Source organism: Pseudomonas sp. SMV71 (genome assembly GCF_052042015.1).
Classification (GTDB): Bacteria; Pseudomonadota; Gammaproteobacteria; order Pseudomonadales; family Pseudomonadaceae; genus Aquipseudomonas.
Window position 1 is genome coordinate 33,628 of sequence record NZ_JBKGGU010000009.1, and the last position, 25,629, is coordinate 59,256.

Consider the following 25,629-nt stretch of genomic DNA (forward strand, 5'->3'; position numbering starts at 1 on the left):
TGAACACTCGAATGCCGCGAAGGGGCGATGCAGGAACGGCGTCCGACATGCTTGCCTGCTCAGCGAGCACTACCAGAGATAGCGCACACCCACGTTGGCACCCCACGGTTGTTCGATCTTGTTGCCGTTGCTGTAATCGAAATCGGCATGAATCGAGACCTTGTCGGTCAGTGTCATGGCAACACCTGCGCCCAGCTCACCCCGGGAACCCGACAGGTCGTTATTGAACGTGTTGTCGTTGACCTTCACGTCGTTATTGTTGGCAAACTGGTGCACATACGCGGCGCGCAAGTAAGGCTGCACGGTCTTGTCATCCCAGATGAAGTTGCGCCCGACGGTCGCGCCCGCCTTGGCCATCAGCGAGTGCGTGCGACTGCCTTCTGCCGAGAGACCGTTATCCAGTTCGTAGTCCTTGCCCTCGATGATCACGCCGGACAATTGGGTAAACGGCTCGACGAAATAGTCGTCAGCCAGCTTGATATGACGACCGAACTCCAGGGAGGTCCCGACGGCATTGCTGGCGTAGTCACCCTTGGTTTTCTTGCCGTCGCTCAGTTGCACGTCAGACTCGTTCTGGAACCGGTTGAACTTGAGCACACCGTCGAAGTAGTAGCCGCTCTGCTCATCCAGCCAGGTGGTGTAGGCACCGAGGTAGTAGCTGTCGATCGTTGCGCTGGTGCCACGGCTCATGTCCAGGTCAGATTTGCTGTAGCCACCCAGCACGCCCACCAGCCATTGTCCGTCACCCACCGGCAACGGCGCATCCGCACCAAACGACAAGCCCTGCTGGACCTGCTTGTAGGCGACGCCGGCACTTTCACTGACATTGAACTTGTTACCGTAGGCACGAATCCAGCCGCCGGCCTTGCCATGATCCATGCGCACTTCACCCATACGGCTGCGCAAGGTGCTGAGTTCGCCATACCAGGCGGTCGGCATGGCGTTGGACAGCGCGATGACCGAACGGGTGCCGGGGCTGATCGTGCGCGAGGCGGTGTTGAGGTACCAGTCGTTGCTGCCCTGCTGGATCAGGTCGTATGAATAGGCCCCTAGGTCCACTTCGCCACCAGCCAAGGTGAAGGTCGCGTCGCCGCCGCCGATATGGACCACCGGGATCGCCCCGGCACCCACCGGTTCGGAACCGCTGGAGTCCATGGCGATGGTGTGGTCGCCGGTGGCGTTGCCGGCCACCGTCAGGGTGTCGACCTGACCGGTCTTGAAATCGGTGTGCATGTAGAACGTGCCGCCATCGCCGGACAGGGTCTCTACGTTCAACTTGAAGAATTCGCCCGGATTGCCGAACTGGATGGCGCCGCCATTCATGACCAGGTTCTTGACCTCGCCGTCACCGACCATGACCCAACGGGCATTGCTGTTGATGCCCAGGTCCGTCACGTTCTGCAGGTTCCCGGTCAAGGTCGCGGCGTTTTCCAGAAGCACATTGGCGGTACTGCTGTCGTCCGCGACGATATCGCCCACCAGCGTGCTGCCGCTGACGCCCAAATTGCCCTCGGCGCCACGGCGAACGTCCATCAGAATGCCGTTGCTGGCCGACAGCGTGGAGCCGTTGACCACTGAAATATTGGCGGCGCTTGCCCCCAACCCCAAGGTATCGACGACGATGGCCGAACCATTCAGGCCTTCGACATGAGTGCCGTCCAGGTTCAACGTGGAGGGATCGCTCACGCTGGCATCACCACCGATTTCAATACCGTTCCTTACACCCGAGATAGTGCTGTCGCTGACCGTGGCGGTTCCGCCGAACATCCGCAGGCCGGCCGCATTGGCACCCGTGCCCATAACGGTCGAGCGCACCAGTGTCAGCTCACTCAGGCTGGTGACCGAAACACCGGTCGTTGCGCCGGTGATGGTGCTGTCGCTCACCGTCGCGGTGGATCCCTGAGTAGCTGCGGAGTCACGACTGACCGCCAGACCGATCCGGTCGCTGGTGATCTGACTGCTGCTGATGTTTGCACGACCGGCGTTCAGTTGAACGCCATTGGCGCTCGTTGCCTGGACGCTGGTACCGTCGAGGTTCAGGGTGGAATTGTTGACGGTAATATCGCGCGTCTGGGCGCCATTGGCGTTCAATGTCGACTCGCCATTCAAGACATAGTTATCGGTTGGGGTGGTGCTGTCGATATCCACGACTTCACCCGGAATGAGGACCCGCCCGTACCCTACCTCTGCGAATAGCACCAGAGGTGGGATGGACAACAGCTTCAAGGCTCGGAACAGCGGACGCAGCTTGAAAGGTTTAGGCGTGGACATACAGGCACCCTGTGGCGAATGGGATACAGAAGGTCGCGCAGGCTACAGATCGTCGATTCCGTGGTATGTAGGACTTTTCTGAATTTATCTGCACAACCGATGAACCCAATCATAGGAACGAGCCTAACTTTTCCTGATGCCAGTCAACCAGACGTCCCGGTCTGGGTGACTGGCATCAGTTGGATAACTGCATCTCAAGGGGTCGGCCTCGTTGGGACGTTGCAGGTACCTTCGCCCTGCGATAACACTATCCTGTCAGCCGTAGGCGTTGCTACAACGGGTTTCCCTGGAATCGTATAGCTCACTTCGCCTTTTCCTATCTGGGAATTGCTCTGCCAGACAGGCAGGAGATGGGTGGCATAAGGTTCGATGAGCCAGATAATCCCGTTAGTGGCCTGCTCCTCGGTAATATTGGTGAATGTGTGAGTTTTATTTGCGCCGGGTACCAGCACCGGGTTCGCAAAGTTCGTATAACCGTTCCATTGCACTGCGACATCGTCGCCTGCCTTCAGATAGGGACTCGGCGGAATCAGATATTCGATGCCGTAGCTTGTTCCAGCCGCGTTCCAGCGCAGTGAATCACAGTTCACTAAACCATTGGTTGGATGCACATGCTGAGGGATGGCCGGCGGCAGTTGGCTAACCAGGAAGTCAATCTGGACTGGGGTGCGTTCCTTCGGCTCTCCCGGGTTGACGTGGCTCGCGTTGGTTAACTTGTACCAGACCGGCATGGCCGCGCTGGGGCCTTCGAGGCGGATGGTGTCCCAATCGAGTGGAATCTCAATGACGTCCCCAGCCGAATCATTATTGACATCGATCACATAGGGGGAGCCGATGGGGGTGCCATTCCATAGGACTTGATAAGTGTCATCATCGACCAGCGGTGCAACCAGTTTGATATAGGCGAAGATATCTTGATCTTCGTCGCTAGGCACCAGCACATTGTCAACGCCCGAGAGCCCTACCACCGTGACCGGCTCCAATAGATCGTTGCCAGGTTCCGGATCCGGGTCTTCCGGCCCGGTGGTGGAGAAGTTGCACCGTACGGTTGCTACGTCTGATGGAAAGGGCTCTACCCCTCGAAACACCGTGTAGGACAGTGGTGTGGGCACCACGCCAGTCGTAGTGCTGCCGTATTCTTCCCAGATAGTCGACCAAGGCACGGGAATGTTGGTCCCGCTCGCAGGGTTGCTCCCTAAAGGCGTACCCGGGGTGATTTCCTTAGTGTTCCATTTGACGACAACGATATCGGTGTTCTTGCCCTTGTCGACGTAAGGCACATTGACCAGCACGTTCCCATCGACAACATCCGAACGAATGAGCTCTCCACCCGTGGCATCCGCAGCCGTGGGCTCATCCAGTGGTGGAACAGGCCACGGATCGAGCGCGACCGAGATCAGTTCATATTTCGACAGAGGGCTAGGGTTACCGGCCTTGTCGATCAGTACATAGCCACCGCAACACCTGCCGTCCCCGGCCTCGATGAACTTGCTCTTGGGAATCTGTATTACCCTGCTGACCGCAGGATCAATAGGCTGAACGATGAGGTCGATATCAGCAGGGTCTTCGGGCAGTTCTCCTTTTATCCAGCCGAACGCGATTAACACGTCCTTTTGATCGCCAGTCCAGGGCGGTATTGTCGCTTCCAGATAGTCATCCGTGCCAAACGTATCATCGGTAATAGGCGGCACGAATGTGAATGTCATTGGGTCTGGAGGAAGCGTACCGCCTGGAGGAGTCTTATCGATGTGGATGTAAGCGCGTCCGGACCGATCGAAAACCCCGCCTAAGTTCTCGTGCTCGTAGCGCAGACTGAAAGTGCCCTCGTGCTCCGGGTCCAACAGGAAAGCACTGGGGATAGTGAACACCAGAGGCACCCAGCTAGCGCCCCCCGTGACCTCATGCTCCTGTACCAAATCCCATTCGTTACTCGTCCCTCTTGCAATCTGCAGCCGGAAATACTCCTTAAACCCGTCCGGTATCTCGTTGCCCCACGTCTGGATTGTTGTGGTCAGACCGTTATCCAGGTCTGACCTGCGGATAAGCCCTAGTGGTAACCCAGGCATCGGAGCAGGCTCCACAACCGGATCCTGTATCACAAAGGGCGCGGGCCCGCCGGCTCCGCTCTCATTTGATGAAGCCGACTGCTCTTTTTTATCTGAATCAGCCATGTTATCGCTCTCCGTATTCATACTTTGCGCCATGGACGTCCATGGCGCTTCAGTTCGAAAAGCAGACCGATTATTAGCGGGCACTACCCAGACGCTTCCCGTCGTTCTGCACTTGAACGAAGTAAGCGCTTTTTTCGATTACGACGAAACTGTCAGAGTTGACAGGTGTTCTTACGCACAGTGTCCTCGTAGACCCTGTCAGACCAACACAATTGCGACCAACACCGCCATCTCCAGCAATTCAAGCAGCGCCCCAGCCGTATCCCCGGTACATCCCCCGAGCCTGCGCAGCATCATCCGCCGAAAGCCAACAAACACCCCCACGGCAACCACCAGCGCGAGTATCCCACTCCACCCCGCCACCAACACGCAGCCCAACGCGCCCCCTGCTAACACCCGCCACCCAGCACGCCGTGGCAGATGATCGGCCAGCGCCTGCCCCAACCCGCCGGCGCGCACGTAAGGCGTGGTCAGGAACAGCGCGAGCAACGCCCCGCGTCCCAGTACCGGGACGATGATCAACATCACGCCCTGCCCTTGCTCGACCAACGCCAGCAGCGCGGTAAATTTGAGCAACAACACCAACACCAGGGTGACGACCGCAATCGGTCCACTGCGTGGGTCTTTCATGATCAGCAAGGTGCGTTCACGGTCGCCGAAGCCGCCGAGCCAGGCATCGGCGCTGTCGGCCAGGCCATCCAAGTGCAAACCGCCGCTGAGCAGGACCCACGCCGTCAGCAACAACGCAGCATGGAGCAGTGGCTGTGCGCCGAGGAGCAGGGTATTGAGCAGCCACAACAAACCACCGAATAGCAGCCCCACCAACGGATAGAACAGCAATGAGCGGCCCAATTGTTCAGGCTCGGGCATGCCCGGCAGGCGCACCGGCAGACTGCTGAGAAACTGCAGGGCGATCCAGAACGGCAGCATCGGCTCAGGCCTCTTCCGTCAGGGTCGGGCCGGACGTCACCCGCAGGGCGAACAACGCACCGTGGCCGACCTCGACATTCAGCAGTTGTTCGCGCGGCAGGCCTCGGGCCTGGGCTAGCAGCAAGCGCATCACGCCACCGTGGCTGACCAGCAGGACGCGCTGGCCGGCATAGGCGCTGTGCAAGCGTTCGATGGCGGCCAGCACCCGCCCGGAAAACGCCAGTACCGGCTCACCGTCGGGAGGCGTGAAACCGTAGGGGTCGGCCCAGAACCGGCCCAGGGCGTCGGCGTCGGTCTCCATCAACGCCGCCGCGCTGCGACCTTCCCAGGCACCGAAATGCAGTTCCTGCAGGTCCTTGTCCAGTTGCACCGGTACGCCGAGACGGGCGCCGAGCTGCTCGGCGAAACGGGCACACCGTTGCAGCGGCGAACTCACCAGCCGATCCCACGGCCCGCCTTGGGCGACCGCCGCGTGCATCTGTTCCCAGCCCTTGGCGGTCAGGGCGTCGTCGAGGCTGCCGCGCAGGCCGCCACCCAACTCGGTTTCGCCGTGGCGCAGCAGGTCCAGGCGCAAGGTCATGCCGGGCGATCCGCCACGGCGGCTTCGGCAAATGTCGCCATCTGCCCGTGCATGTCACAGGCCAGGCGCAACAGCGGCACGGCCAACGCCGCGCCACTGCCCTCGCCCAGGCGCAGGCCGAGGTCGAGCAGCGGTTCGGCGCCGAGGGTTTCCAGCACATGGCGATGGCCGGGCTCGGCGCCGCGATGGCTGAACAGCAGCCATGGCCGGCACTCGGGATTGAGGCGCACCGCCACCAGCGCGGCGACGCTGCAGATGAACCCATCCACCAGCACGGCGACGCCCTGCTGGGCGCAGGCCAGGTACGCCCCAGCCAACGCGGCAATCTCAAAACCGCCGAGGTTGAACAGGGTCTGCAACGGGTCGTTGTTCTGGGCTGCGTGCAGCGCCAGCGCTCGCTCGATCACCAGGGCTTTGTGATTGACGCCCGCTGCGTCCAAGCCGGTGCCGGGGCCGACCAGATGGGCCACCGGACAATCGAGCAAGGCACAGGCCAGGGCGCTGGCCGCCGTGGTGTTGCCGATGCCCATTTCACCGCCGATAAACAATCGGCTTCCGGCGGCGATAGCGCGCTCCACACTGTCGCGCCCGGCCCGCAAGGCTTGCTCGCCTTGGTCCTCGGTCATCGCCGGGCCGTGGACGAAGTTTGCAGTGCCGGGGCCGACATTCAGATGCCGTACGCCGGGCAGGTCCAGCGAAGGCGTTACGGTGCCCAGATCCACCACTTCCAGCGAGGCGCCCAACTGCCGCGCCAGGACGCTGATGGCCGCGCCGCCGCTGACGAAGTTGAGCAGCATCTGCCCGGTGACTTCCTGAGGGAAGGCCGACACACCTTCGGCCACCACGCCGTGGTCACCGGCGAAGATCGCGATGGAAACGGCGTCCAGGCGCGGCTTGACCTGCCCTTGCAGCCCCGCCAATTGCACCGCAACCGTTTCCAACTGCCCAAGGGAGCCAGCCGGTTTGGTCAGTTGTTGCTGACGGGCCGCAGCCTGTTCCAAGGCCTGGGTGTCGAGAGGCTTGCACGGGTCCAGCCACCAGCGGTGATTCATAACGCAGTACCTTTGAGAGTCAGGGGCAGGCCGGCGACGGTCAGCACGACGCGCTGACAACGTTCGGCCAAGGCTTGATGCAGCCAACCGGCTTCATCGACATAACGGCGAGTCAACTCGCCCAGCGGCACGACGCCCATGCCGGTTTCGTTGCTGACAAAAATGATTTCACCGGGCAGCGCGGCGAGGCTGTCCAGCAGGGCCTCGCGTTCGGCGTTCAGTTGTTCGGGGTTGTCGAGCATCAGCAGGTTGGTCAGCCACAGGGTCAGGCAGTCGACCAGCAGGCAACGGCCAGGTGCGGCGTGTTCTCGCAGCACTCGGGCCAGGGCCAGCGGTTCTTCCACCAGCGCCCATTCGGCCGGGCGCCGGGCACGGTGCTGCGCGACGCGGGCGTTCATCTCGCCGTCCAGGGGTTGGCTGGTGGCGATGTAGGTCACCGGCAAGCCGGTGTCCGTCGCGAGTTTTTCAGCCAGGCGACTCTTGCCGGAGCGGGCGCCGCCGAGGATGAGTTGGAGCATGGTGTCTTACCTTTCAAATAGGCGGTGTTGCTGCCGGCCTCATCGCGAGCAGGCTCGCTCCCACATTGGGCTCAGGGTGTATCTGAAATTCATGCTCACCAGCGATCCCTGTGGGAGCGAGCCTGCTCGCGATAGGGCCAGCACAGTCAACCTAGATCCCACAAAGCTCACGCAAGACCCCAACATCCAGATGCTGCTCCACCAGGTCCGCCAACCGCTCGATGTCCCGCTCGCGCAACCCGTGGTAATCCACCGTCTGCACATCCGCCAATCCCGCCCAGCGCAACAACGCGCTGCAGGCCGCGGGCGATTCGAACAGTCCATGCAGGTAGGTGCCGAAAATCTGCCCATCGGGGCTCTGGGCGCCGTCACAACGGCCATCGTCCAACTGCACCGCTGGGTTTTCCAAGGCTGGGCCTGTGGTCACGCCCGCGTGGATCTCATAGCCGCTGACCTCGGCGTCTTCCAGAGTAAGCCGTCCTCGCACATTGCGCAGTTGCTTCTCGCATTCCAGCGTCGTTTCAAAGCCCAGCAAACCCAGGCCGGCACTGGAGCCCGCCGCACCTTCAAGGCCCAACGGGTCGTGGACGTACTGGCCGAGCATCTGCAGACCGCCGCAGATGCCCATCAATTTTCCGCCATAGCGCAGATGACGTTGGATTGCGTTTTCCCAGCCGTTGGCGCGCAGATAGGCCAAGTCGCTGCGCACGCTTTTCGAACCGGGCAGGATGATCAGGTCGGCGGGCGGAATGGCCTGGCCGGGGCCGATGAATTGCAGATCGACCTGGGGGTGCAGGCGCAGCGGGTCGAAGTCGGTGTGATTGCTGATGCGTGGCAAAACCGGCACCACCACCTTGAGCACCTGTTCGGCCTTGTCGGTCTGGCGCTGGTCGAGGCCATCTTCGGCTTCCAGGTGCAGATCCATGACGTAGGGCAACACGCCGAGCACCGGTTTGCCGGTGCGCGCCTCCAGCCAGTCGAGGCCTGGTTGCAGCAAGGCGATGTCACCGCGAAAGCGGTTGATGATGAAGCCCTTGACCCGCGCCTGTTCACTTGGCGAGAGCAATTCCAGGGTGCCGACCAGATGGGCGAACACCCCGCCGCGATTGATGTCGGCGATCAGCAGCACCGGGCAGTCCACCGCCTCGGCAAAGCCCATGTTGGCAATGTCGCCAGCGCGCAGGTTGATCTCCGCCGGCGAGCCTGCGCCTTCCACCATCACCACCGGATAGGCGGCGCTCAAACGGGCGTGGGAGGCCAGCACCGCTTGCATGGCGATGGCTTTGTAATCGTGATAGGCCACAGCGTTCATGGTGGTGACGGCGCGGCCATGGATGATCACCTGGGCGCCGGTATCGCTGTTGGGCTTGAGCAACACCGGGTTCATGTCGGTGTGCGGTTCGAGCCCGGCAGCCTGGGCCTGCACCGCCTGGGCGCGGCCGATCTCGCCGCCGTCGGCCGTTACCGCACTGTTGAGGGCCATGTTCTGTGGTTTGAACGGCACTACGCCGACGCCCTGGCGCCGGACCCAGCGGCACAGCGCCGTCACCAGGGTACTTTTGCCGGCATCGGAGGTGGTGCCTTGCACCATCACAGTGGTCATGGGTGGTCCTTGGCGTAGGCGTCGAATGCTTGGTCCAGACGCTGGAATTGGGCGCCGTCGGCCGGCAGCCCGAAACGCAAACTGCTGTTGTTCGCGAACAGCCGCAGCAGGATGCCGCGACGGGCCATGAAATCGTGAAGCTCGTGGGCACGTTCGGTGACCAACCATTGGAACAGTGCGCAACTGCCGTGGGGCTTGAAGCCGTGGCGCTCCAATAGCCGCGAAAGACGCTGGCTGGCTTCTTCGCACCGTTGACGCTGGCGGGCATGGGCGGCAGTGTCCAGCAGGCAAGCCTGGCCGAGCACCCGGGTCGGCCCGCTGACGGCCCATGGCCCGACCTGTTCGGCAAGCAACCGCAGCAAATGCCGCTCGGCCAGGACAAACCCCAGGCGCACCCCGGCCAGGCCAAAAAACTTGCCGAACGAGCGCAACACAATCAGCCCGACCTGATGGGCCTGGGCGGCCAGGCTCAGGTGCGGCGTGACATCCATGAAGGCTTCATCCACCACCAACCAACCACCGCGCTGGGCCAGGCGCGCATGCCAATCGAGCAGACGCTCGGGGTCCAGGCTCAGCCCCGTGGGGTTGTTCGGGTTGACCACCACCAGCACGTCGAGGTTGTCGAGAAAGAAATCCACTTCGGCTTCCAGCACTTCGCGCACGATGTAACCACTGCGCCGCCAGGCTTCGGCGTGTTCGGCGTAGCACGGCGACAGCACGCCGACCTTGCCGGCCCGCCGCAGACGCGGCAACAGTTGGATCGCCATCTGCGAACCGGCCACCGGCAGCACCTGGGATGCACCGTAGTAATCGCAGGCGGCCTGTTCCAGGCCGTCATCGGTTTCCGGCAGGCGCGCCCAGGCCCGCTGGGGAATCGTCGGGACGTCGAACGGCCACGGCGCCAGGCCGCTGGACAAGTCGAGCCAGTCGGCTTCAGCGATTGCGTATTGCAAGGCTGCGTTGCGCAAGCGGCCACCGTGCTCAAGCATAAAACTCAGCTCCCAGGCAAAGGATCAGCAGCCACAACCATACCCCGCGCTGCACCAGTTGCCAGCCACGATCGATGGAATCGGCACTTGCCGGTACGCCTTCGCCCAACGGCGGACGCTGGTGCAGTTCGCCGTGATAAACCGCCGCCCCGCCCAACTCGACAGCCAGCGCACCGGCACCGGCAGCCATGACCGGCCCGGCGTTCGGGCTGTCCCAAGTCGGGCCTTGGGTACGCCAGCACTTCAAGGCCAGTCGGGTTTTTCCCAGCAGTGCGTAGGTCAATGCCACGAGGCGCGCCGGAATATAGTTAAGCAGGTCATCGATCTTCGCCGCCGCCCAACCGAAGCGCTCGAAGCGTTCGTTGCGATAGCCCCACATCGCGTCGAGGGTGTTGCTCAGGCGGTACAGCACCACGCCGGGCGCGCCCGCCACGGCGAACCAGAACAGCGCGGCGAACACCGCATCGCTGCCATTTTCCAGCACCGACTCGGTGGCGGCCCGGGCCACCGCCGTTTCGTCCAGCTCGGCAGTCTCGCGGCTGACCAGATAGCCCACCCGCTTGCGCGCCTCGTTCAGATCGCCGCTGCGCAGCGCCCTGGCGACGGGTTCGACATGCTCACCCAGGCTGCGCAGGCCGAGAGCGCAATACAGCGCAAGGATTTCCACCAGCCAGCCCACCATCGGCGCCCAGGACAGGGCGGTCGCCAGCAAGGTCAACGGCACCACGGCGATGAACCACGCAGTCACCCCATGGCTGCGCCAGCCGCGTCCGCCGGCATTGAAACGTTGTTCGATGCGATCGGCAAAGCCACCGAATGCCACCAGCGGATGCCAGCGCCGGGGCTCGCCCAGCAGCGCATCCAGCGCCACTGCGGCGGCACTGAGCAAGGCGACACTCATGGGCTGACTCCCCAACGGTTTTCATACAGCAGTTCATGCAATGGACGCGGTTGCGCCCAGCCTTCCAAGGCGAGCATCGGCGCCGGGTAGAAGCCTTCGACCGGGCCCAGGCACAGGATTGCCAGGGGCTTGGCGCCGGTGGGCAAGCCCAGCAGATCGGCCAGGGCCTGGGGTTCGAACAGCGACACCCAGCCCATCCCCAGCCCTTCGGCACGGGAGGCCAGCCATAGGTTCTGGATAGCGCAGGACAGTGAGGCGAGGTCCATTTCCGGCAGGGTCCGCCGGCCGAAGATGTGCCGCTCGCGGTCGTCCATCAACGCCGCCACCAGCACTTCGGCGCAATCGTTGATGCCTTCGACCTTGAGTTTCATGAATTCATCACTGCGCTCGCCCAGGGCATCGGCGGTACGAATGCGTTCTTGCTCCACCAGTTGGCGGATCTGGCCACGCAGGGCGCGGTCGCTGATGCGGATGAAGCGCCACGGTTGCATCAGGCCCACGCTCGGCGCCTGGTGCGCGGCTTCCAGCAGACGGCGCAGCAGGGCCGGCTCGACCGTGCCGCCGCTGAAATGCCGCATGTCGCGGCGCTCGGCGATGGCGCGGTAGATGGCGTCGCGTTCGGCCTGGGAGAAGGCGGTGTCTGTCATGGCCGCATCGCGAGCAGGCTCGCTCCCACATTGGGCTGCTGTTCACCCTGAGTTTGCGGTTCACCATTGGACTGGGGTGCACCACCGGATTGGTGTGCACCATTGGTTTGAGGTGCACCACCGGATTGGTGTGCACCATTGGTTTGAGGTGCACCGTTCCCTGTGGGAACGAGCCTGCTCGCGATAGCGGTCTCAAGGTCTGGCGCAAACAGCGCGGCAATCGCACGCGGATTCGAAGGAAAGTAAAAATGCACATAGGAGGCCGTCATCCGCCCCTCCCGAAACACCGCCTCTGCGCCGCGTCCCCCGTTGGGACTGTGCCCACGGGCAATCGGCTCAAGCTCCGTGCTGGTCAACGAATGATGATAAGTGTGCCCGCGCAGGGTGCCTTCCGGCAGTTCCACCGATTGCAGCGCCAAGGCCGCCAGGCGTTTTTGCATCTGCGCCTCACCGGCCAGCAAACCCAGCAGTTCAGCACGGGTCCCTTCGACGTCGGTCAATGAGTCCAGCAGGTACAGCATGCCGCCACACTCGGCGAGCAACGGCTTGCCGGCTGCATGGTGAGCTCGGATCGCCGCCAGCATCGGCGCATTTTCGGCCAACGCAACGTGATGCAGCTCGGGGTAACCGCCAGGCAGGTAAAGACTATCGGCCTCGGGCAGTTCGGTGTCATGGATCGGCGAAAAGAAGTGCAATTGCGCGCCCATGGCCCGCAGCAGATCGAGACTGGCGCCGTAGGTGAAGGCAAACGCCTCGTCGCGGGCAACGGCGATGCGTACACCGTCGAGCAACGGCTCGGGTTGGATCACCTCAGGGGCCGCGAATTCGACGGCGGGCGGCAACGCGACCTCACAACTGGCGGCCAAGGCATCGGCGGCGGCATCGAGGCGCAGGTCCAGGTCGTTCAATTCGCCGGCCTGGACCAGGCCGAGGTGGCGGCTGGGCAATTCGATGCCGGTTTCCCGCGACAGCGCACCGTACCAGCGCAGGCCTTCGGTCAGGCTGCCTTCGAGCAATTGCGCGTGGCGCAGGGTGCCGACCCGATTGGCCAGGACCCCGGCGAACGGCAAGTCCGGTTGATATCGCGCCAGGCCCAGGGCCAGGGCGCCGAAGGTCTGGGCCATGGCCGTGCCGTCGATCACCGCCAGCACCGGCACGCCGAAGTGCCGCGCCAGATCGGCGCTGGACGGCGTGCCGTCGAACAACCCCATCACCCCTTCGATCAGGATCAGGTCGGCATCGGCGGCGGCTTCCCACAGCAGCCGGCGACTTTCCTGTTCGCCGACCATCCACATGTCCAACTGATAGACCGGCGCGCCGCTGGCTCGCTCCAGGATCATCGGGTCGAGAAAATCCGGGCCGCACTTGAACACACGTACCTTGCGCCCCTGGTTGCGATGCAACCGGGCCAACGCGGCGGTGACGGTGGTCTTGCCCTGCCCCGAGGCAGGGGCGGCGATCAACACCGCCGGACAATGGCGGCGGGTCATGACGGCATCACTCACAGTTCGACGCCTTTCTGCGCCTTGATACCGGCCTGGAAGGCGTGCTTGATCATGCCCATTTCGGTCACGGTGTCGGCCAGCTCGATCATCTCAGGCTTGGCGCCGCGCCCGGTCACGACCACATGCTGCATCGGCGGACGCGCCTGCAGATCGCTGAGGACTTGATCAAGATCGAGGTACCCGTGCTTGAGGGCGATGTTCAGCTCATCAAGCACCACCAGGCCGGTGGCCGGATCACTGAGCAATAGCCGCGAGACGGCCCAGGCCGCTTCGGCGGCGGCGATGTCACGCTGGCGGTCCTGGGTTTCCCAGGTGAAGCCTTCGCCCATCACATGAAAACGCACCTGCTCCGGGAAGCGGCGGAAAAACAATTCTTCACCGGTACTGTTGCGGCCCTTGATGAACTGCACAACACCGCATTGCATACCGTGGCCCATGGCCCGCGCCAACATGCCAAATGCCGAGCTGCTCTTGCCCTTGCCGTTGCCGGTCAGCACCAGCAACAGGCCGCATTCATTCGGGGCGTTGGCGATGCGCTCGTCGATCACGGCTTTCTTGCGCAGCATGCGCGCCAGGTGGCGTTCGTCGCGATCAGGCGTATCGGTCATGGGGAGCTCTCCGTTGGGATTGAAACGGCGGGCAGGCAAAAAAACGACGGCAAGGCGCCTGGCATCGCCCACCGTGATGCCGTTGGATGGATCAGGCCGGTCTCCGGGCTCATGAGCGGCGTATGCCGGGTTACGCGCCTTCCCATGTCCTTGGACACAGTGGCTTGTGGGCAACCTTGACTCATTTACCGTTGCGGGGGCAGCGCCGGGTTTGTCTGCACTCACCGGCTTCCCTGTTTCACTTTGTCGATCGGGATCACAAAGCACCTGAAACAAGCCGCGAAGGTTAGAGGGTTAGGGGTGGAGCGTCAATTAAAGCCGCCGCCGGACATTGGCCCGGATCAATAAAGTGGCGCCAATCTTGTGTCAGGCTACGGCAAGTGATATCAAAGAGACATTACGACCCGATATCACAAGAATAAGAGGGCAACTGGCATGCAAGGCATGATCATCAGCAATCCGAAACTGGAGTTCCTGCGTCCGATGCTGGAGCGTTGGTTCGACTGTATCGACCGCTACAACGCAGTGCGTGGCGATAATGACACCCCTTACTGGTTCGATGAGCGCGCCAACCTCGGCCTGCTTTCCGCTGCGGCGTGGATGGCCGAGATGGTCACCCTGCAAAACGCCCCGACCCGCAAGCAGAACGAAGAAGGCGAACGCAACGTCAGCGCCGATCTGTTCATCGCCAGCACCGAAGAGCGCGCCTTCATCCAGGCCACCCAGCGCTGGCCCAAGGTCAGCAACCTGAACCTGACCCAGCCGCTGTCGGAAGCCGCCAGTGACGCCAAGCGCATCAGCTATGCCAGCGACCTGAAGCTGGGCTGCCTGTTCGTCGCGCCGCAAAAAGCCCAACAGAGCGCCACGCCAGAAGAGTTGCAAGACATGCTCGACGACTTGCAGAAGGAAAACACCTGCGCCGTGGCCTGGTATTTCCCCTATGCCTACCGCAAGTTGCGCAACGAGAGCGGCCACTATCATCCGGGCATCGCCGTGCTGTTCAAGCAGGCCCACGGCTGACGCCACCCACAAGGTTCCGGGATGGCCACAGGTTGAACCATCCCGGGTCTACGCTTCTCTATGAATAACCACGTGCATTCATAGGGAAGCCAGCATGTTCAAGCCACCTCATCTTCTGATCGTCGCCCTCGCCGCCGGGCTCGTCGCCTGTGGCGAGTCGTCGACCCTGCAGGTTTCCGACGGCACCGGCCCGACGCCGAAACTGCCGGAGCCGAACAAGACCCTGATTCCTACCGTCAACATCGCCGAAGCCGTCGGCTGGCCCCAAGGCGCCAAGCCAACTCCGGCCCAAGGCCTGCAAGTAGCCGCTTTCGCCGAAGGCCTGGACCATCCGCGCTGGCTCTACGTGCTGCCCAACGGCGATGTGCTGGTGGCCGAGACCAACGCACCACCCAAGCCGGACGACGCCAAGGGCATCCGCGGCTGGGTGATGAAGAAAGTCATGGGCCGCGCCGGCGCCGGCGTACCCAGCCCCAACCGCATTACACTGCTGCGCGACAGCGATCACGACGGCATTGCCGAAACCCGCACGGTGTTCCTGGAGAACCTGAACTCGCCGTTCGGCATGACCCTGGTAGGCAACGATCTGTACGTTGCCGACACCGACCGACTGATCCGCTTTCCCTACAAGGAAGGCGACACGCAGATCAAGGCAGAGCCGACCAAGGTTGTCGATCTGCCTGGCGGCACCCTCAACCATCACTGGACCAAGAACGTGATCGCCAGCCGGGACGGCAGCAAGCTGTACGTCACCACGGGTTCGAACAGCAACGTCGCGGAAAATGGCATGGAGGCCGAAGAAGGGCGTGCGGCGATCTGGGAGGTCGATCGCGCCAGCGGCCAGCACCGTATTTTCGCCTCGGGGCTGCGCAACCCCAACGGCCTGGCCTGGGAACCGCGCAGCGGCGCGCTGTGGACCGCCGTGAACGAGCGGGATGAGATCGGCAGCGACCTGGTGCCCGACTACATTACATCGGTCAAGGACGGCGCCTTCTATGGCTGGCCCTACAGCTATTACGGGCAGAATGTCGATGTCCGAGTCGAGCCGCAGAACCCGGCAATGGTCGCCAAGGCCATCGCCCCGGATTATGCCGTTGGCCCTCACACCGCCTCGCTGGGCCTGACCTTTGCCGAAGGCAGCAGCCTACCCGCGCCGTTCACTGAAGGCGCCTTCATCGGGCAGCATGGCTCCTGGAACCGTAAGCCTCACAGTGGTTATAAAGTGATTTTCGTACCGTTCAACGGCGGCAAGCCGGCTGGCCAACCAGTGGATGTGCTGACCGGGTTCCTCAACGCAGACGAAAAAGCCCAGGGCCGGCCGGTGGGCGTGGTGATTGATAAGCAGGGCGGACTGTTGGTGGCGGATGATGTGGGGAACAAGATTTGGCGGGTGTCGGGTAAGTAATCGGCTTTTGAGATAACCCCGTGGCGAGGGAGCTTGCTCCCGCTGGGCTGTGCAGCAGACCCTTTTTTGTGAGCGCTTCGCACTCAAGCGGGAGCAAGCTCCCCCGCCACAAAATCCATCAGGGATGTGACGAGTCGTCAGGGATTACGCGCCAGATGCTCCGGCTGCAGCACCCGCTTGGCGCTCAGATAGGCCTTCTGCCAATAGGCCTTGGACAGGCTGTCGAGCTTGACCGTGCCGCCGGTAGCCGGTGCATGGACAAAGCGCCCCTCCCCCACATAAATCCCGGCATGACTGACCTGGGAGCCGCCATTGGTAGCGAAGAAAATCAGATCACCAGTCTGCAAGGCGTCCTGGCCAACATCTGGCGCACGCATACTGATCATCTCGCGCGTGGAGCGCGGCAGGGAAATACCGGCGGCATCGCGGTAGACGTAGCCGATCAGGCCACTGCAATCAAAACCTGAATCCGGCGTGTTACCGCCCCAGCGATAAGGCGTCCCGACCAGGCCAAGCGCTCGAAAAAGCACATCTTCAGCCGCTGGGGAAAAGGGTTGCGAGGGTGCAAAGACCACGGGGGCCCGTACCGGTGCGGGCGGTGGTGTGCGACTGGCGCAAGCGCTGAGCAGCGCTGCGAGACACATGAGGGCGAAGCGGGCCGACGTCGACATATGCAGAACAATCCTGATCTGGATGCGGCTTTTTCTGCCGTGGGCGTGAAAACAGATCCGCCCGCGAAATACGCAGGCGGATTGCCATCAATCAATGATCAAGGATTCTAGCGGCTGTAAGGCAAACTTCAAGTAAGACTTTAAGTTTGCCTTACAAACTGTGCGCTTACTTGCGAGCGGTGACCACGGTCGGTGCCATGGCGAGGGCGCGCTTGGCTTCGATGAAGGTCTTGCTCCAGTAGCTGTCACCCAGGCTATCGATTCGCACGCCACCGCTGCGGCGGCTGCTGGAATGGATGAACTGGTTGTCGCCCAGGTAGATGCCGGCGTGACTGACGCGCCCGCGACGGCCGCTGGTGCTGAAGAACAGCAGGTCACCGGGTTCCAGCTGATTGCGCGCTACCAATGGGGCGTTCACGTTGATCATTTCCCGCGTCGACCGAGGCAGGCTCATGCCGGCCTCTTCGCGGAACAGGTAGCCAATGAAACCGCTGCAATCAAAGCCGGCTTCAGAGGTGCCACCAAAGCGATAGCGGGTGCCGATCAGCGACATGCCACGCTCCAGGATGCTGTCGGCCAGCACCGGAAGTTGGTAAGGCTTGTTGCCGGCGAAGGCTGCCAGCTCTTTGTCGTCGGCCATTTCTTCCTGGAAGGACACGGAGGAAGACTGGGCGGTAACGGTGTTCTGAACCTGTGGTTGTTGTACTTGCTGGGACACTGGAGAGTGGGCAGCGCAACCGAACAACAGGGTAACGAGTGCGAGAGGCACGAGGGGTGCGAAGCGATTTAGCATGGGCACGACCGTGGCTGAGTAGTAAAGATGGCGAGACTATGCCCTCTATCAACCTCATTTGCAAATTCAATCGATGAAAATGTGACTTCCCGGTTTTGCGTTTACATCTAAGCGCTTAAGCCCATTTTGAATGTCACGTGGCCTGCAACCCACTGTGGCGAGGGAGCTTGCTCCCGCTGGGCTGCGCAGCAGACCCTTTTCTGTGAGCGCTTCGCACTCAAGCGGGAGCAAGCTCCCTCGCCACAAAAGCGGGCCCCAACAAGCTTTCACCAGCCCAGGGTTTCTTTCAAAAAAGGAATAGTCAGCTTGCGCTGAGCCTGGAGGGAAGCCTGGTCGAGACGTTCGAGCAATTCGAACAGCGCGCTCATGCTGCGGGTGCCTCGGGTCAGAATGAAATGCCCGACCTCATCGGTCAGGTGCAGTCCACGCCGAGACGCGCGCAACTGCAATGCCCGGAGTTTGTCTTCATCGGACAGCGGGCGCATCTGGAAAATCAGCGCCAGGGTGAGGCGAGACTTGAGATCCGCCAGTTTGATCGGCAGCTCCCGTGGCGACGTCGAGGCGGCAATCAGCAGGCGCCGACCGCTGTCGCGCAAGCGATTGAACAGATGGAACAGCGCCTCTTCCCAGTCAGCCTTGCCGGCAACAGCCTGGAGATCGTCCAGGCACACCAGTTCGTACTGTTCAAGGTTGTCGAGGATTTCCACCCCGCGATCCAGCAACTCTGCCAGCGGCAGGTATACCGCCGGTTCGCCCATCTGCTCGAACCGCAGGCACGCGGCCTGCAACAGATGCGTGCGCCCTACCCCGTGCTTGCCCCACAGGTAGATCAGACTCTCGGTCCAACCGGCGTCGGCTTCGCAGAGCCGCTCGACATAGCCGAGTGCTGCGGCATTGGCGCCTGGGTAGTAGTTGATAAAGGTGGCGTCATCACGCAGACGCACACCTAGGGGCAGCTGAATCGGTTCCATGCTGGCTGAACGGCTGCGGGGAGCCGTGAGTGACCTCTGTGTGAAGTTAGCAAAGTCTATACCCGTGACGCGGACCGCACAATGCACCGGACCCCAAGCAAAATCAAAGGTTTGCAGCGACAACCCGGGCGAGCGACGGTTTTCCTGGCGTTCCCGCTACAGCTCGGGGTCTTCGGTGCCGCTGTAGATGTCCGAATCCTTGTACAGATCGTGCATGTGCCGCACCAGCACCATGATCACCGCCGCCACCGGCAGCGCCAGCAGGATCCCGGTGAAGCCGAACAACTCGCCGCCCGCGAGGATCGCGAAGATCACCGCCACAGGATGCAGGCCGATCCGGTCGCCCACCAGCAACGGCGTCAGCACCATGCCTTCCAGCGCCTGGCCCACCATGAACACCGCGACGATGCCAATCATGGGGTACAGGTCGCCACCGAACTGGAACAACCCGGCAATCAACGCCGCGCCAATCCCGATTACAAAGCCCATGTACGGCACGATGGCCGCCAGCCCGGCGATCATGCCGATCAGCAGCCCCAGCTCCAGCCCCACCAGCATCAGCCCGGCGGCATAAATGAAGCCCAGCGCCACCATCACCAGCAATTGCCCGCGCACGAATGCCCCCAACACCTCGTGGCACTCACCGGTCAGACTCATGATGTGTGCTTCACGATGACGCGGCAGCAGGCTGCGGATCTTGGCCATCATCAGGTCCCAGTCCCGCAACAGATAGAACGCCACCACCGGAATCAATACCAGGTTCGCCAGCCAGCCAATCAGCGCCAGGCTCGAGGCCGTGGCCTGGCTCAAGACCACGCCGACGATATCGGTGGTCTGGCCCATGTGCTCGCTGATGGCGGCCTTGACCTTGTCGAATTTCCAGAAACCGTCCGCCAGCCCCAGCTTCGCCTGCACCCACGGCACGGCAACGTGCTGCAACCAATCGAGCATCTGTGGCGCCAGCTCATACAGGCGCACCAGTTGCTTGGCGAGCATCGGTATCAACACCAGCAACAGGGCGCTGACGATCAAGGTGAACAGCGCAAATACCGCCACGACGCCCCAGGTCCGTGACAGGCCGAGTTTCTCCAGGCGATCCACCACCGGATCGAACAGATAGGCCAACAGCAGCGCAACCAGGAACGGTGTAAGGATCGGATGCAGCAGATAGATAAACGCGATCAGCAGGGCCACCCCACCCAACCAGAACCAACGCCGCGTATCGCCCATGAACCACTCCTAGCTATAGAGAGAAAGAAAACTACCAACGGAACCGCAAGCTGGCCGCCGGGGCCGGCGCAGGCGTCGCCACCGGGGTCGAGCCATCGGCGGCAGGCTGGGCCGCCGGCGCGGGTGCGACAGGCTCACCGGCCGGGACTTCCTGGAGCTTCGCCAGGGCCAGTTGCGCCTTCAGCTGTTCGGCGCTGCCATTGACCCGATAGACGATCTGGTCGCCATCGACCCATTGCAATTGCCCACCGAACGGCTCGAGCAAGCGTCCAAGCGCGGCGTAGCGCTCAAGGTTCATGCCCTGCACTTGCAGCAACTGTTCAGTCGCCACGCCCGGCTTGGCCACGAAACGCGGTGCGAGGCGCTGGTTCACCGCCAGCATGACAGCATCGGCCAGCGCGGCGGCGTCGGCGCCCTGGGCCGTGCCCTGCTCACGCTGATCGCCCAGCCACAGGCGCCAGGTCCCGTGCCATTGGCCACCTTCTTCCTTGGCATGGACCGCCAGCAAGGCATCGGCCGCGTATCGCTCCGACGCATCGCGCAGCGGCGCCGGGTCGCTGCCTTCCAGGTTCGGCGCCGTGGCGACTATCTGCTCGCTCAAATCCGCCAGCGGCAGGTGCAACGCCAGGCCCCGATGTTGCGCGGCACGGCGCAGCGGCGCGGCGCTGGCCTGACCGTCACCCACCAGGCTTGAACCCTCGGCCGAATCGTTCAGCCACCAACCGAGGATCGACGGTCGGTTCGCACTCCACAGCGACAGCCCGGCGGAGCGCAAGGCCCGGTCGGTGCTCGCCGGGTCGAAGTCCACCTTGAGGCTCTCGGGCGGGCCGGCATCGTAGCCGTATTGCAGAATGATCTGTTGCGGGTCCTTGCGGATCGCCGCCAGGCCTGGGTTCTGCGCGGCCTTGGCGTCGCCGGTCAGGCGCAGCACCAGCGTATCGAGGGCGCGCAATGTCGCCTGGTTACGCTCTTCCGGCGTCTGGTTGCTGACCGGTTCGAGCACTTGATAAAGGCCATTGACGGTTTCGGCCTGGCTCGCCAGGCTGATCAGCGACAGACAACCCACAGACAAGAATTTGAACAAACGCATGGAAGATTCCCGGACGTAACGGCTGGAACAGGCCGTGTGAAGAAGATTGAGCATGGCTGTGACCACGGCACCCGGCAAAACATTCACCCACCCGATGCAAGTTTCCCACGGTCATCACCCTCGCCGCTTACCGCTACACCTTATACAGACGCGCCGCGCAGTACCAATATAAGAAATATCGGTTTTTTTCCGTGGATATGTCCCTGCCCGTCGGCGCGAGGATGGCCGCTGCCCCTCAAGCCTGATAAAATCGCGCGCCTTCGCAGACCGGCAATCGCTGGGCAATCGGAATGACTCGTACAACGGTTATTCAATGGTCCGGGCGGTCGGTCGTTACCCAGAAATTCCCCCCTAAAGGCCTGGATCATGAGCAAGCAACCCTCCCTGAGCTACAAGGACGCCGGTGTAGACATCGACGCCGGTGAAGCATTGGTCGAACGCATCAAGAGCGTCGCCAAGCGCACTGCGCGTCCGGAAGTCATGGGCGGCCTGGGCGGTTTCGGCGCCCTCTGCGAGATCCCGGCCGGCTACAAGCAACCGGTGCTGGTCTCGGGCACCGACGGCGTCGGCACCAAGCTGCGCCTGGCATTGAACCTGAACAAGCACGACAGCATCGGCATCGACCTGGTTGCGATGTGCGTGAACGACCTGGTGGTCTGCGGCGCCGAGCCCCTGTTTTTCCTCGATTACTACGCCACCGGCAAATTGAACGTCGACACCGCCGCCCAGGTCGTGACCGGCATCGGTGCCGGCTGTGAACTTTCGGGTTGCTCCCTGGTGGGCGGCGAAACCGCTGAAATGCCTGGCATGTACGAAGGCGAAGACTACGACCTGGCCGGTTTCTGCGTCGGCGTGGTGGAAAAAGCCGAGATCATCGACGGCTCGAAAGTCGCCGCCGGCGATGCCCTGCTCGCCCTGCCGTCTTCCGGCCCGCACTCCAACGGCTACTCATTGATCCGCAAGATCATCGAAGTCTCCGGCGCCGACATCGAGAACACCCAGCTCGACGGCAAGCCGCTGACCGACCTGCTGATGGCTCCGACCCGCATCTACGTCAAGCCACTGCTCAAGCTGATCAAGGACACTGGCGCCGTCAAGGCCATGGCTCATATCACCGGTGGCGGCCTGCTGGACAACATCCCGCGCGTGCTGCCAAAAGGCGCCCAGGCGGTGGTCGACGTGGCGAGCTGGACCCGCCCGGCGGTGTTCGACTGGCTGCAAGAGAAAGGCAACGTCGACGAGACAGAAATGCACCGCGTGTTGAACTGCGGCGTAGGCATGGTGATCTGCGTGGCCCAGGAGCACGTCGAGACCGCCCTGAACGTGTTGCGTGAAGCCGGCGAGCAGCCATGGGTCATCGGCCAGATCGCCACCGCCGCTGAAGGCGCTGCCCAGGTCGAGCTGAAAAACCTTAAGGCGCACTGATGTCCGCAACCTGTGATGTCGTGGTGCTGCTGTCCGGCACCGGCAGTAACTTGCAGGCCCTGATCGACAGCACGCGGACCGGCGACAGCCCGGTCCGCATCCGCGCGGTGATCTCCAACCGCGCCGACGCCTACGGCCTGCAACGTGCCCGGGAGGCGGGAATCGACACCCGCGTCCTGGATCACAAGGCGTTCGAGGGCCGCGAAGCCTTCGACGCCGCGCTGATCGAACAGATCGACACCTTCAATCCGCAGCTGGTCGTGCTGGCTGGCTTCATGCGCATCCTCAGCGCCGGCTTCGTGCGTCACTACCAGGGCCGCCTGTTCAATATCCATCCTTCGCTACTGCCCAAATACAAAGGGTTACACACTCATCAGCGGGCGCTGGAGGCCGGCGACACGGAGCACGGCTGCTCCGTGCACTTTGTCACCGAGGAACTCGATGGCGGGCCACTGGTCGTACAGGCGGTAATACCGGTAGAGTTGCACGACACGCCGCAAAGCCTGGCGCAACGGGTTCACGCCCGCGAGCACCAGATCTACCCGATGGCCGTGCGTTGGTTTGCCGAAGGACGGCTGACCCTCGACGACCGCGGAGCCTCACTGGACGGCCAGTTATTGCCGGCCAGCGGCCACTTGATTCGACACTAGGAGATATTATGCGTCGCGCCCTGCTCTTCGCTTGCGCTCTGCTTGCCCTGCCCCTGGCACAGGCTTCGGAACTTCAACCGTTCTCCGCCAGCTACACCGCCGACTGGAAACAGCTGCCGATGAGCGGCACTGCCGAGCGCAGCCTGACCAAGGAGGCCAACGGCACCTGGAAGCTCAGCTTCAAGGCGTCGATGATGATCGCCAGCCTGACCGAAGAAAGCACCCTGACCCTGGACAAGGACACCTTGCTGCCACAGTCCTACCACTTCGAACGCGGTGGTCTGGGCAAAGCCAAGAAGGCCGACCTGGACTTCGACTGGAACGCCAAGATGGTCACCGGCACCGATCGCGGCGACGCGGTCAAGCTGCCACTCAACCGTGGCATGGTCGACAAGTCCACCTACCAACTGGCCCTGCAGCACGACGTCGCGGCCGGCAAGAAAAGCATGAGTTATCAGGTGGTCGACGATGGTGAAGTCGACACCTACGACTTCCGCGTGCTGGGTTCGGAAAAAGTCGAGACCAAGGCCGGCCAGATCGACGCGATCAAGGTCGAGCGCGTGCGCGATCCGACACAAAGCAAACGCATCACGGTGCTCTGGTTCGCCAAGGACTGGGACTACCTGCTGGTGCGCCTGCAACAGGTCGAGACCGATGGCAAGGAGTACAACATCATGCTCCAGGACGGTACGGTCAACGGGAAGGCTGTGAAAGGCAGCTGATCCACACTGGCAATAAGAAGCCCCGCCGATGCGGGGCTTCTTATTGCCCGGATTTCAAGCCCGCCCTATCGGCGCAAATAGAAAATAAGCGTCATGCACCCTTTAATAAGAGCCGGGTTAATTCAAGGCAACGCGGAACGCCAAACAACAACGCAACTCAATTTTCCGTCATCATATTTATCCGGGTCATTTTTTTCCACAAGCATAACCCCCTTGACTACAATTGAGCCGTCCAAAGCATCCTTCAACTCCCTGAGATTTATCCGACGAGTAGTAGTAGGATGAATAATTGTCTTTATTTTAAAATACCAATTATGGCCCGAATCATCGCATTTTTTATCATCAAATCGTATCACTGTGGCCGAAGGTACATTTTCAAGCATAAAATACCTCGCCTCGTCATTCGTACAATCAGTACCTCCCATATTAAAATATTGCGCGTCAGTGGTCTCTTTAATTTCTAACGCACAAGACTTGCCGCCCCCATCTTCATTTGCAGATAGTTTAATCACCCCCTTCGGCATATCTGCTTGCACTGATGAGTTAGTAATTGCGCAGCCGGCTAGAAGCATAAAGCCAATAACCAATGCTTTAAGCATATTCATAATATGACTCCTTGATCACCACTCTGCCATGGACCTCCCCGGCTGCTTCATATCGAAAACAGTTCAAGCATCGCCAGGCACCATCAAACACACCCCATCGCACCACGCCGGATGGAAGTAAACAGGGTTTTGAGGGGCGGGGTAACTGTCAAAGTTGACAGGTGCACCTAAAAATCTGATCAAATGGACTTTCGCCGTATCATGAAACCTTCTTCATGAACACCATCTGCGACCAAACGCCGCGCCCTGCCTGGCCTGCGGCATTGTTGCGATTTTCATGAAAACTTCTTAACGCTTCCAGGCATTTACTTAGCTGGCTATCCAAATCTATAACAAAGTCCTGCACACGCCTTGCTGCAGATGACCGAGATTGGAGTTAGCAAGATGACAGTGAAAGTAAATGAACGCGATGATGCCCACATGTCTCACGAAGCCATTGCCGCCGGGATCCGGATCTGGGATGTGCGTCAGCAGGATCTGCTGGTGGGGATGTTTCACTCCGAGACGGAGGCGAACCGCTATAGAGACGAGCTGGAGTGCCAGGAACGGCAGCGCTCGGGTGAGACAGTAGAATCCTGAACGATGCGCAAACCCGTGGCGAGGGAGCTTGCTCCCGCTGGGCTGCGTAGCAGCCCTTCTTGGTTGAGTGCTTCGCACTCAAGCGGGAGCAAGCTCCCTCGCCACAGTTCGTTTCAAGCTGCCGGATCTACCACATCAAATCATCCGGAATCTGATAAGCCGCGTACGGATCATCCGCGTCCACTTCTTCGGTCTGGGTGTTGAGCTGGACGATGCGCTTGGGGTCGCGTTCCTGGATCTTCAGGGCCGCCTCGCGCGGGATCACTTCGTAGCCGCCGGCATGGTGGACGATCGCCAACGAGCCGCTGCTCAGCTTGTTGCGCATCAGGGCATTGACCGAGAGGCGTTTGACCTTCTTGTCATCGACGAAGTTGTAGTAGTCCTCGGTGGTCAGTTTCGGCAGGCGCGAGACTTCGATCAGTTGCTTGATCTGCGCGGCCCGGGCCTTCTGCTCGGCCTTTTCCTGCTGCTGCCGGTTGAGTTCCTGGTCGCGCTTGACCTTCTCGGCCATGGCTTCCTGGGCGGCACGCTGCTGGGAGTCATCGAGTTCGATCTGGCCTTTGTGGGCCAGGCGCTGCTGCTTCTGTTTCTCTTTGCCGACCTGCTTGGCCTGCTTTTGGTTGACCAGCCCTGCTTTGAGCAACTGGTCGCGAAGGGAAAGGCTCATGGTGCTTACTCACTTAGGCAACGGCC

The 25,629-nt window shown here is 61.8% G+C and carries 24 protein-coding genes, 1 pseudogene and 1 riboswitch; of the genes and pseudogenes, 6 read left to right on the forward strand and 19 right to left on the reverse strand.

Features of this window, described 5'->3' with window-relative positions; all coding sequences use genetic code 11:
- Nucleotides 1-69 precede the first annotated feature (69 nt).
- The 12 genes and pseudogenes from ACLEJQ_RS10945 to cobO all read right to left on the reverse strand — a co-directional run bounded on the left by ACLEJQ_RS10945 (nt 70) and on the right by cobO (nt 13,775).
- Nucleotides 70-2,271, reverse strand: coding sequence for an autotransporter outer membrane beta-barrel domain-containing protein (locus tag ACLEJQ_RS10945; protein WP_440794826.1), 2,202 nt, complete (start codon nt 2,269-2,271; stop codon nt 70-72).
- A 194-nt stretch (nt 2,272-2,465) separates the two neighbouring features.
- Nucleotides 2,466-4,442, reverse strand: a complete 1,977-nt coding sequence (locus ACLEJQ_RS10950) for a hypothetical protein (protein WP_440794827.1) — start codon at nt 4,440-4,442, stop codon at nt 2,466-2,468.
- A 198-nt stretch (nt 4,443-4,640) separates the two neighbouring features.
- Nucleotides 4,641-5,372 (reverse strand): adenosylcobinamide-GDP ribazoletransferase, encoded by a 732-nt coding sequence (locus tag ACLEJQ_RS10955; RefSeq protein ID WP_440794829.1) that lies wholly within the window; start codon nt 5,370-5,372, stop codon nt 4,641-4,643.
- Nucleotides 5,373-5,376: 4 nt separating this feature from the next.
- A complete protein-coding gene (gene cobC / locus ACLEJQ_RS10960) occupies nt 5,377-5,952 on the reverse strand; it encodes an alpha-ribazole phosphatase family protein (protein ID WP_440794830.1) in 576 nt (191 codons plus the stop codon).
- Nucleotides 5,949-7,004, reverse strand: coding sequence for a nicotinate-nucleotide--dimethylbenzimidazole phosphoribosyltransferase (cobT, locus tag ACLEJQ_RS10965; protein ID WP_440794832.1), 1,056 nt, complete (start codon nt 7,002-7,004; stop codon nt 5,949-5,951). The genes cobC and cobT overlap by 4 nt, the downstream gene beginning before the upstream one ends.
- The gene (gene cobU, locus ACLEJQ_RS10970) at nt 7,001-7,522 is read right to left on the reverse strand and encodes a bifunctional adenosylcobinamide kinase/adenosylcobinamide-phosphate guanylyltransferase (protein ID WP_440794834.1); all 522 of its coding nucleotides are present in this window, start codon (nt 7,520-7,522) and stop codon (nt 7,001-7,003) included. The genes cobT and cobU overlap by 4 nt, the downstream gene beginning before the upstream one ends.
- Before the next feature lie 151 nt (nt 7,523-7,673).
- Nucleotides 7,674-9,125, reverse strand: coding sequence for a cobyric acid synthase (locus ACLEJQ_RS10975; protein WP_440794836.1), 1,452 nt, complete (start codon nt 9,123-9,125; stop codon nt 7,674-7,676).
- Entirely contained in the window at nt 9,122-10,114 is a 993-nt protein-coding gene (gene cobD, locus ACLEJQ_RS10980; protein ID WP_440794838.1) for a threonine-phosphate decarboxylase CobD, read from the reverse strand. Before cobD ends, ACLEJQ_RS10975 begins: the two co-directional genes overlap by 4 nt.
- Nucleotides 10,107-11,015, reverse strand: coding sequence for an adenosylcobinamide-phosphate synthase CbiB (cbiB, locus tag ACLEJQ_RS10985; RefSeq protein ID WP_215007807.1), 909 nt, complete (start codon nt 11,013-11,015; stop codon nt 10,107-10,109). The genes cobD and cbiB overlap by 8 nt, the downstream gene beginning before the upstream one ends.
- Nucleotides 11,012-11,662 (reverse strand): 5,6-dimethylbenzimidazole synthase, encoded by a 651-nt coding sequence (gene bluB, locus ACLEJQ_RS10990; protein ID WP_440794840.1) that lies wholly within the window; start codon nt 11,660-11,662, stop codon nt 11,012-11,014. The genes cbiB and bluB overlap by 4 nt, the downstream gene beginning before the upstream one ends.
- Nucleotides 11,663-11,820: 158 nt before the next feature.
- Nucleotides 11,821-13,152 (reverse strand): annotated as a pseudogene (locus tag ACLEJQ_RS10995) (cobyrinate a,c-diamide synthase); the annotation flags it as partial.
- Nucleotides 13,153-13,163: 11 nt separating this feature from the next.
- Nucleotides 13,164-13,775: a cob(I)yrinic acid a,c-diamide adenosyltransferase gene (gene cobO / locus ACLEJQ_RS11000; RefSeq protein WP_440794842.1), complete on the reverse strand. Its 612-nt coding sequence runs from the start codon at nt 13,773-13,775 to the stop codon at nt 13,164-13,166.
- 77 nt (nt 13,776-13,852) lie between these two features.
- Nucleotides 13,853-14,061, reverse strand: a riboswitch (cobalamin riboswitch).
- Nucleotides 14,062-14,210: 149 nt separating this feature from the next.
- On the opposite strand from cobO, the gene ACLEJQ_RS11005 reads away from it, so the two are divergent.
- Together ACLEJQ_RS11005 and ACLEJQ_RS11010 are read left to right on the forward strand one after the other, a co-directional pair.
- On the forward strand, nt 14,211-14,795 hold the full coding sequence (locus tag ACLEJQ_RS11005; protein WP_440794844.1) for a hypothetical protein: 585 nt from the start codon (nt 14,211-14,213) through the stop codon (nt 14,793-14,795).
- 94 nt (nt 14,796-14,889) lie between these two features.
- Nucleotides 14,890-16,200: a PQQ-dependent sugar dehydrogenase gene (locus ACLEJQ_RS11010; RefSeq protein ID WP_440794846.1), complete on the forward strand. Its 1,311-nt coding sequence runs from the start codon at nt 14,890-14,892 to the stop codon at nt 16,198-16,200.
- Nucleotides 16,201-16,337: 137 nt separating this feature from the next.
- On the opposite strand, the gene ACLEJQ_RS11015 is transcribed toward ACLEJQ_RS11010, so the two are convergent.
- From ACLEJQ_RS11015 to ACLEJQ_RS11035, 5 genes are all read right to left on the reverse strand, one after another.
- A complete protein-coding gene (locus tag ACLEJQ_RS11015) occupies nt 16,338-16,871 on the reverse strand; it encodes a C40 family peptidase (RefSeq protein ID WP_440794848.1) in 534 nt (177 codons plus the stop codon).
- Nucleotides 16,872-17,037: 166 nt separating this feature from the next.
- Nucleotides 17,038-17,664, reverse strand: coding sequence for a C40 family peptidase (locus tag ACLEJQ_RS11020; protein WP_440794850.1), 627 nt, complete (start codon nt 17,662-17,664; stop codon nt 17,038-17,040).
- A 266-nt stretch (nt 17,665-17,930) separates the two neighbouring features.
- On the reverse strand, nt 17,931-18,635 hold the full coding sequence (gene hda, locus ACLEJQ_RS11025; protein WP_440794852.1) for a DnaA regulatory inactivator Hda: 705 nt from the start codon (nt 18,633-18,635) through the stop codon (nt 17,931-17,933).
- 156 nt (nt 18,636-18,791) lie between these two features.
- Nucleotides 18,792-19,865, reverse strand: a complete 1,074-nt coding sequence (locus tag ACLEJQ_RS11030) for an AI-2E family transporter (protein WP_440794854.1) — start codon at nt 19,863-19,865, stop codon at nt 18,792-18,794.
- 31 nt (nt 19,866-19,896) lie between these two features.
- Entirely contained in the window at nt 19,897-20,955 is a 1,059-nt protein-coding gene (locus tag ACLEJQ_RS11035; RefSeq protein WP_440794856.1) for a DUF2066 domain-containing protein, read from the reverse strand.
- 366 nt (nt 20,956-21,321) lie between these two features.
- On the opposite strand from ACLEJQ_RS11035, the gene purM reads away from it, so the two are divergent.
- The 3 genes from purM to ACLEJQ_RS11050 are packed head-to-tail and all read left to right on the forward strand — an operon-like array spanning nt 21,322 to nt 23,752.
- On the forward strand, nt 21,322-22,380 hold the full coding sequence (gene purM, locus ACLEJQ_RS11040) for a phosphoribosylformylglycinamidine cyclo-ligase (RefSeq protein WP_440794858.1): 1,059 nt from the start codon (nt 21,322-21,324) through the stop codon (nt 22,378-22,380).
- Complete coding sequence (gene purN, locus ACLEJQ_RS11045) at nt 22,380-23,030, forward strand: phosphoribosylglycinamide formyltransferase (RefSeq protein ID WP_440794860.1); 651 nt, start codon at nt 22,380-22,382, stop codon at nt 23,028-23,030. Before purM ends, purN begins: the two co-directional genes overlap by 1 nt.
- A gap of 8 nt (nt 23,031-23,038) precedes the next feature.
- Nucleotides 23,039-23,752 carry a DUF3108 domain-containing protein gene (locus ACLEJQ_RS11050; RefSeq protein ID WP_440794862.1) on the forward strand — a complete coding sequence of 238 codons (714 nt, stop codon included), beginning with the start codon at nt 23,039-23,041 and terminating at the stop codon, nt 23,750-23,752.
- Nucleotides 23,753-23,874: 122 nt separating this feature from the next.
- On the opposite strand, the gene ACLEJQ_RS11055 is transcribed toward ACLEJQ_RS11050, so the two are convergent.
- On the reverse strand, nt 23,875-24,357 hold the full coding sequence (locus ACLEJQ_RS11055; protein ID WP_440794864.1) for a hypothetical protein: 483 nt from the start codon (nt 24,355-24,357) through the stop codon (nt 23,875-23,877).
- Between the two features lie 384 nt (nt 24,358-24,741).
- Between ACLEJQ_RS11055 and ACLEJQ_RS11060 the strand changes: the two genes are divergently transcribed.
- The gene (locus ACLEJQ_RS11060; RefSeq protein ID WP_440794866.1) at nt 24,742-24,936 is read left to right on the forward strand and encodes a hypothetical protein; all 195 of its coding nucleotides are present in this window, start codon (nt 24,742-24,744) and stop codon (nt 24,934-24,936) included.
- A 127-nt stretch (nt 24,937-25,063) separates the two neighbouring features.
- On the opposite strand, the gene ACLEJQ_RS11065 is transcribed toward ACLEJQ_RS11060, so the two are convergent.
- Nucleotides 25,064-25,603 (reverse strand): DUF2058 domain-containing protein, encoded by a 540-nt coding sequence (locus ACLEJQ_RS11065; protein WP_440794867.1) that lies wholly within the window; start codon nt 25,601-25,603, stop codon nt 25,064-25,066.
- Nucleotides 25,604-25,629: the final 26 nt, after the last annotated feature.

Coding starts and splice junctions, on each gene's coding strand:
- ACLEJQ_RS10945 (WP_440794826.1), bottom strand. CDS start 2,271: ATGTCCACGCCTAAACCTTTCAAGCTGCGTCCGCTGTTCCGAGCCTTG.
- ACLEJQ_RS10950 (WP_440794827.1), bottom strand. CDS start 4,442: ATGGCTGATTCAGATAAAAAAGAGCAGTCGGCTTCATCAAATGAGAGC.
- ACLEJQ_RS10955 (WP_440794829.1), bottom strand. CDS start 5,372: ATGCTGCCGTTCTGGATCGCCCTGCAGTTTCTCAGCAGTCTGCCGGTG.
- cobC (WP_440794830.1), bottom strand. CDS start 5,952: ATGACCTTGCGCCTGGACCTGCTGCGCCACGGCGAAACCGAGTTGGGT.
- cobT (WP_440794832.1), bottom strand. CDS start 7,004: ATGAATCACCGCTGGTGGCTGGACCCGTGCAAGCCTCTCGACACCCAG.
- cobU (WP_440794834.1), bottom strand. CDS start 7,522: ATGCTCCAACTCATCCTCGGCGGCGCCCGCTCCGGCAAGAGTCGCCTG.
- ACLEJQ_RS10975 (WP_440794836.1), bottom strand. CDS start 9,125: ATGACCACTGTGATGGTGCAAGGCACCACCTCCGATGCCGGCAAAAGT.
- cobD (WP_440794838.1), bottom strand. CDS start 10,114: ATGCTTGAGCACGGTGGCCGCTTGCGCAACGCAGCCTTGCAATACGCA.
- cbiB (WP_215007807.1), bottom strand. CDS start 11,015: ATGAGTGTCGCCTTGCTCAGTGCCGCCGCAGTGGCGCTGGATGCGCTG.
- bluB (WP_440794840.1), bottom strand. CDS start 11,662: ATGACAGACACCGCCTTCTCCCAGGCCGAACGCGACGCCATCTACCGC.
- cobO (WP_440794842.1), bottom strand. CDS start 13,775: ATGACCGATACGCCTGATCGCGACGAACGCCACCTGGCGCGCATGCTG.
- ACLEJQ_RS11005 (WP_440794844.1), top strand. CDS start 14,211: ATGCAAGGCATGATCATCAGCAATCCGAAACTGGAGTTCCTGCGTCCG.
- ACLEJQ_RS11010 (WP_440794846.1), top strand. CDS start 14,890: ATGTTCAAGCCACCTCATCTTCTGATCGTCGCCCTCGCCGCCGGGCTC.
- ACLEJQ_RS11015 (WP_440794848.1), bottom strand. CDS start 16,871: ATGTCGACGTCGGCCCGCTTCGCCCTCATGTGTCTCGCAGCGCTGCTC.
- ACLEJQ_RS11020 (WP_440794850.1), bottom strand. CDS start 17,664: ATGCTAAATCGCTTCGCACCCCTCGTGCCTCTCGCACTCGTTACCCTG.
- hda (WP_440794852.1), bottom strand. CDS start 18,635: ATGGAACCGATTCAGCTGCCCCTAGGTGTGCGTCTGCGTGATGACGCC.
- ACLEJQ_RS11030 (WP_440794854.1), bottom strand. CDS start 19,865: ATGGGCGATACGCGGCGTTGGTTCTGGTTGGGTGGGGTGGCCCTGCTG.
- ACLEJQ_RS11035 (WP_440794856.1), bottom strand. CDS start 20,955: ATGCGTTTGTTCAAATTCTTGTCTGTGGGTTGTCTGTCGCTGATCAGC.
- purM (WP_440794858.1), top strand. CDS start 21,322: ATGAGCAAGCAACCCTCCCTGAGCTACAAGGACGCCGGTGTAGACATC.
- purN (WP_440794860.1), top strand. CDS start 22,380: ATGTCCGCAACCTGTGATGTCGTGGTGCTGCTGTCCGGCACCGGCAGT.
- ACLEJQ_RS11050 (WP_440794862.1), top strand. CDS start 23,039: ATGCGTCGCGCCCTGCTCTTCGCTTGCGCTCTGCTTGCCCTGCCCCTG.
- ACLEJQ_RS11055 (WP_440794864.1), bottom strand. CDS start 24,357: ATGAATATGCTTAAAGCATTGGTTATTGGCTTTATGCTTCTAGCCGGC.
- ACLEJQ_RS11060 (WP_440794866.1), top strand. CDS start 24,742: ATGACAGTGAAAGTAAATGAACGCGATGATGCCCACATGTCTCACGAA.
- ACLEJQ_RS11065 (WP_440794867.1), bottom strand. CDS start 25,603: ATGAGCCTTTCCCTTCGCGACCAGTTGCTCAAAGCAGGGCTGGTCAAC.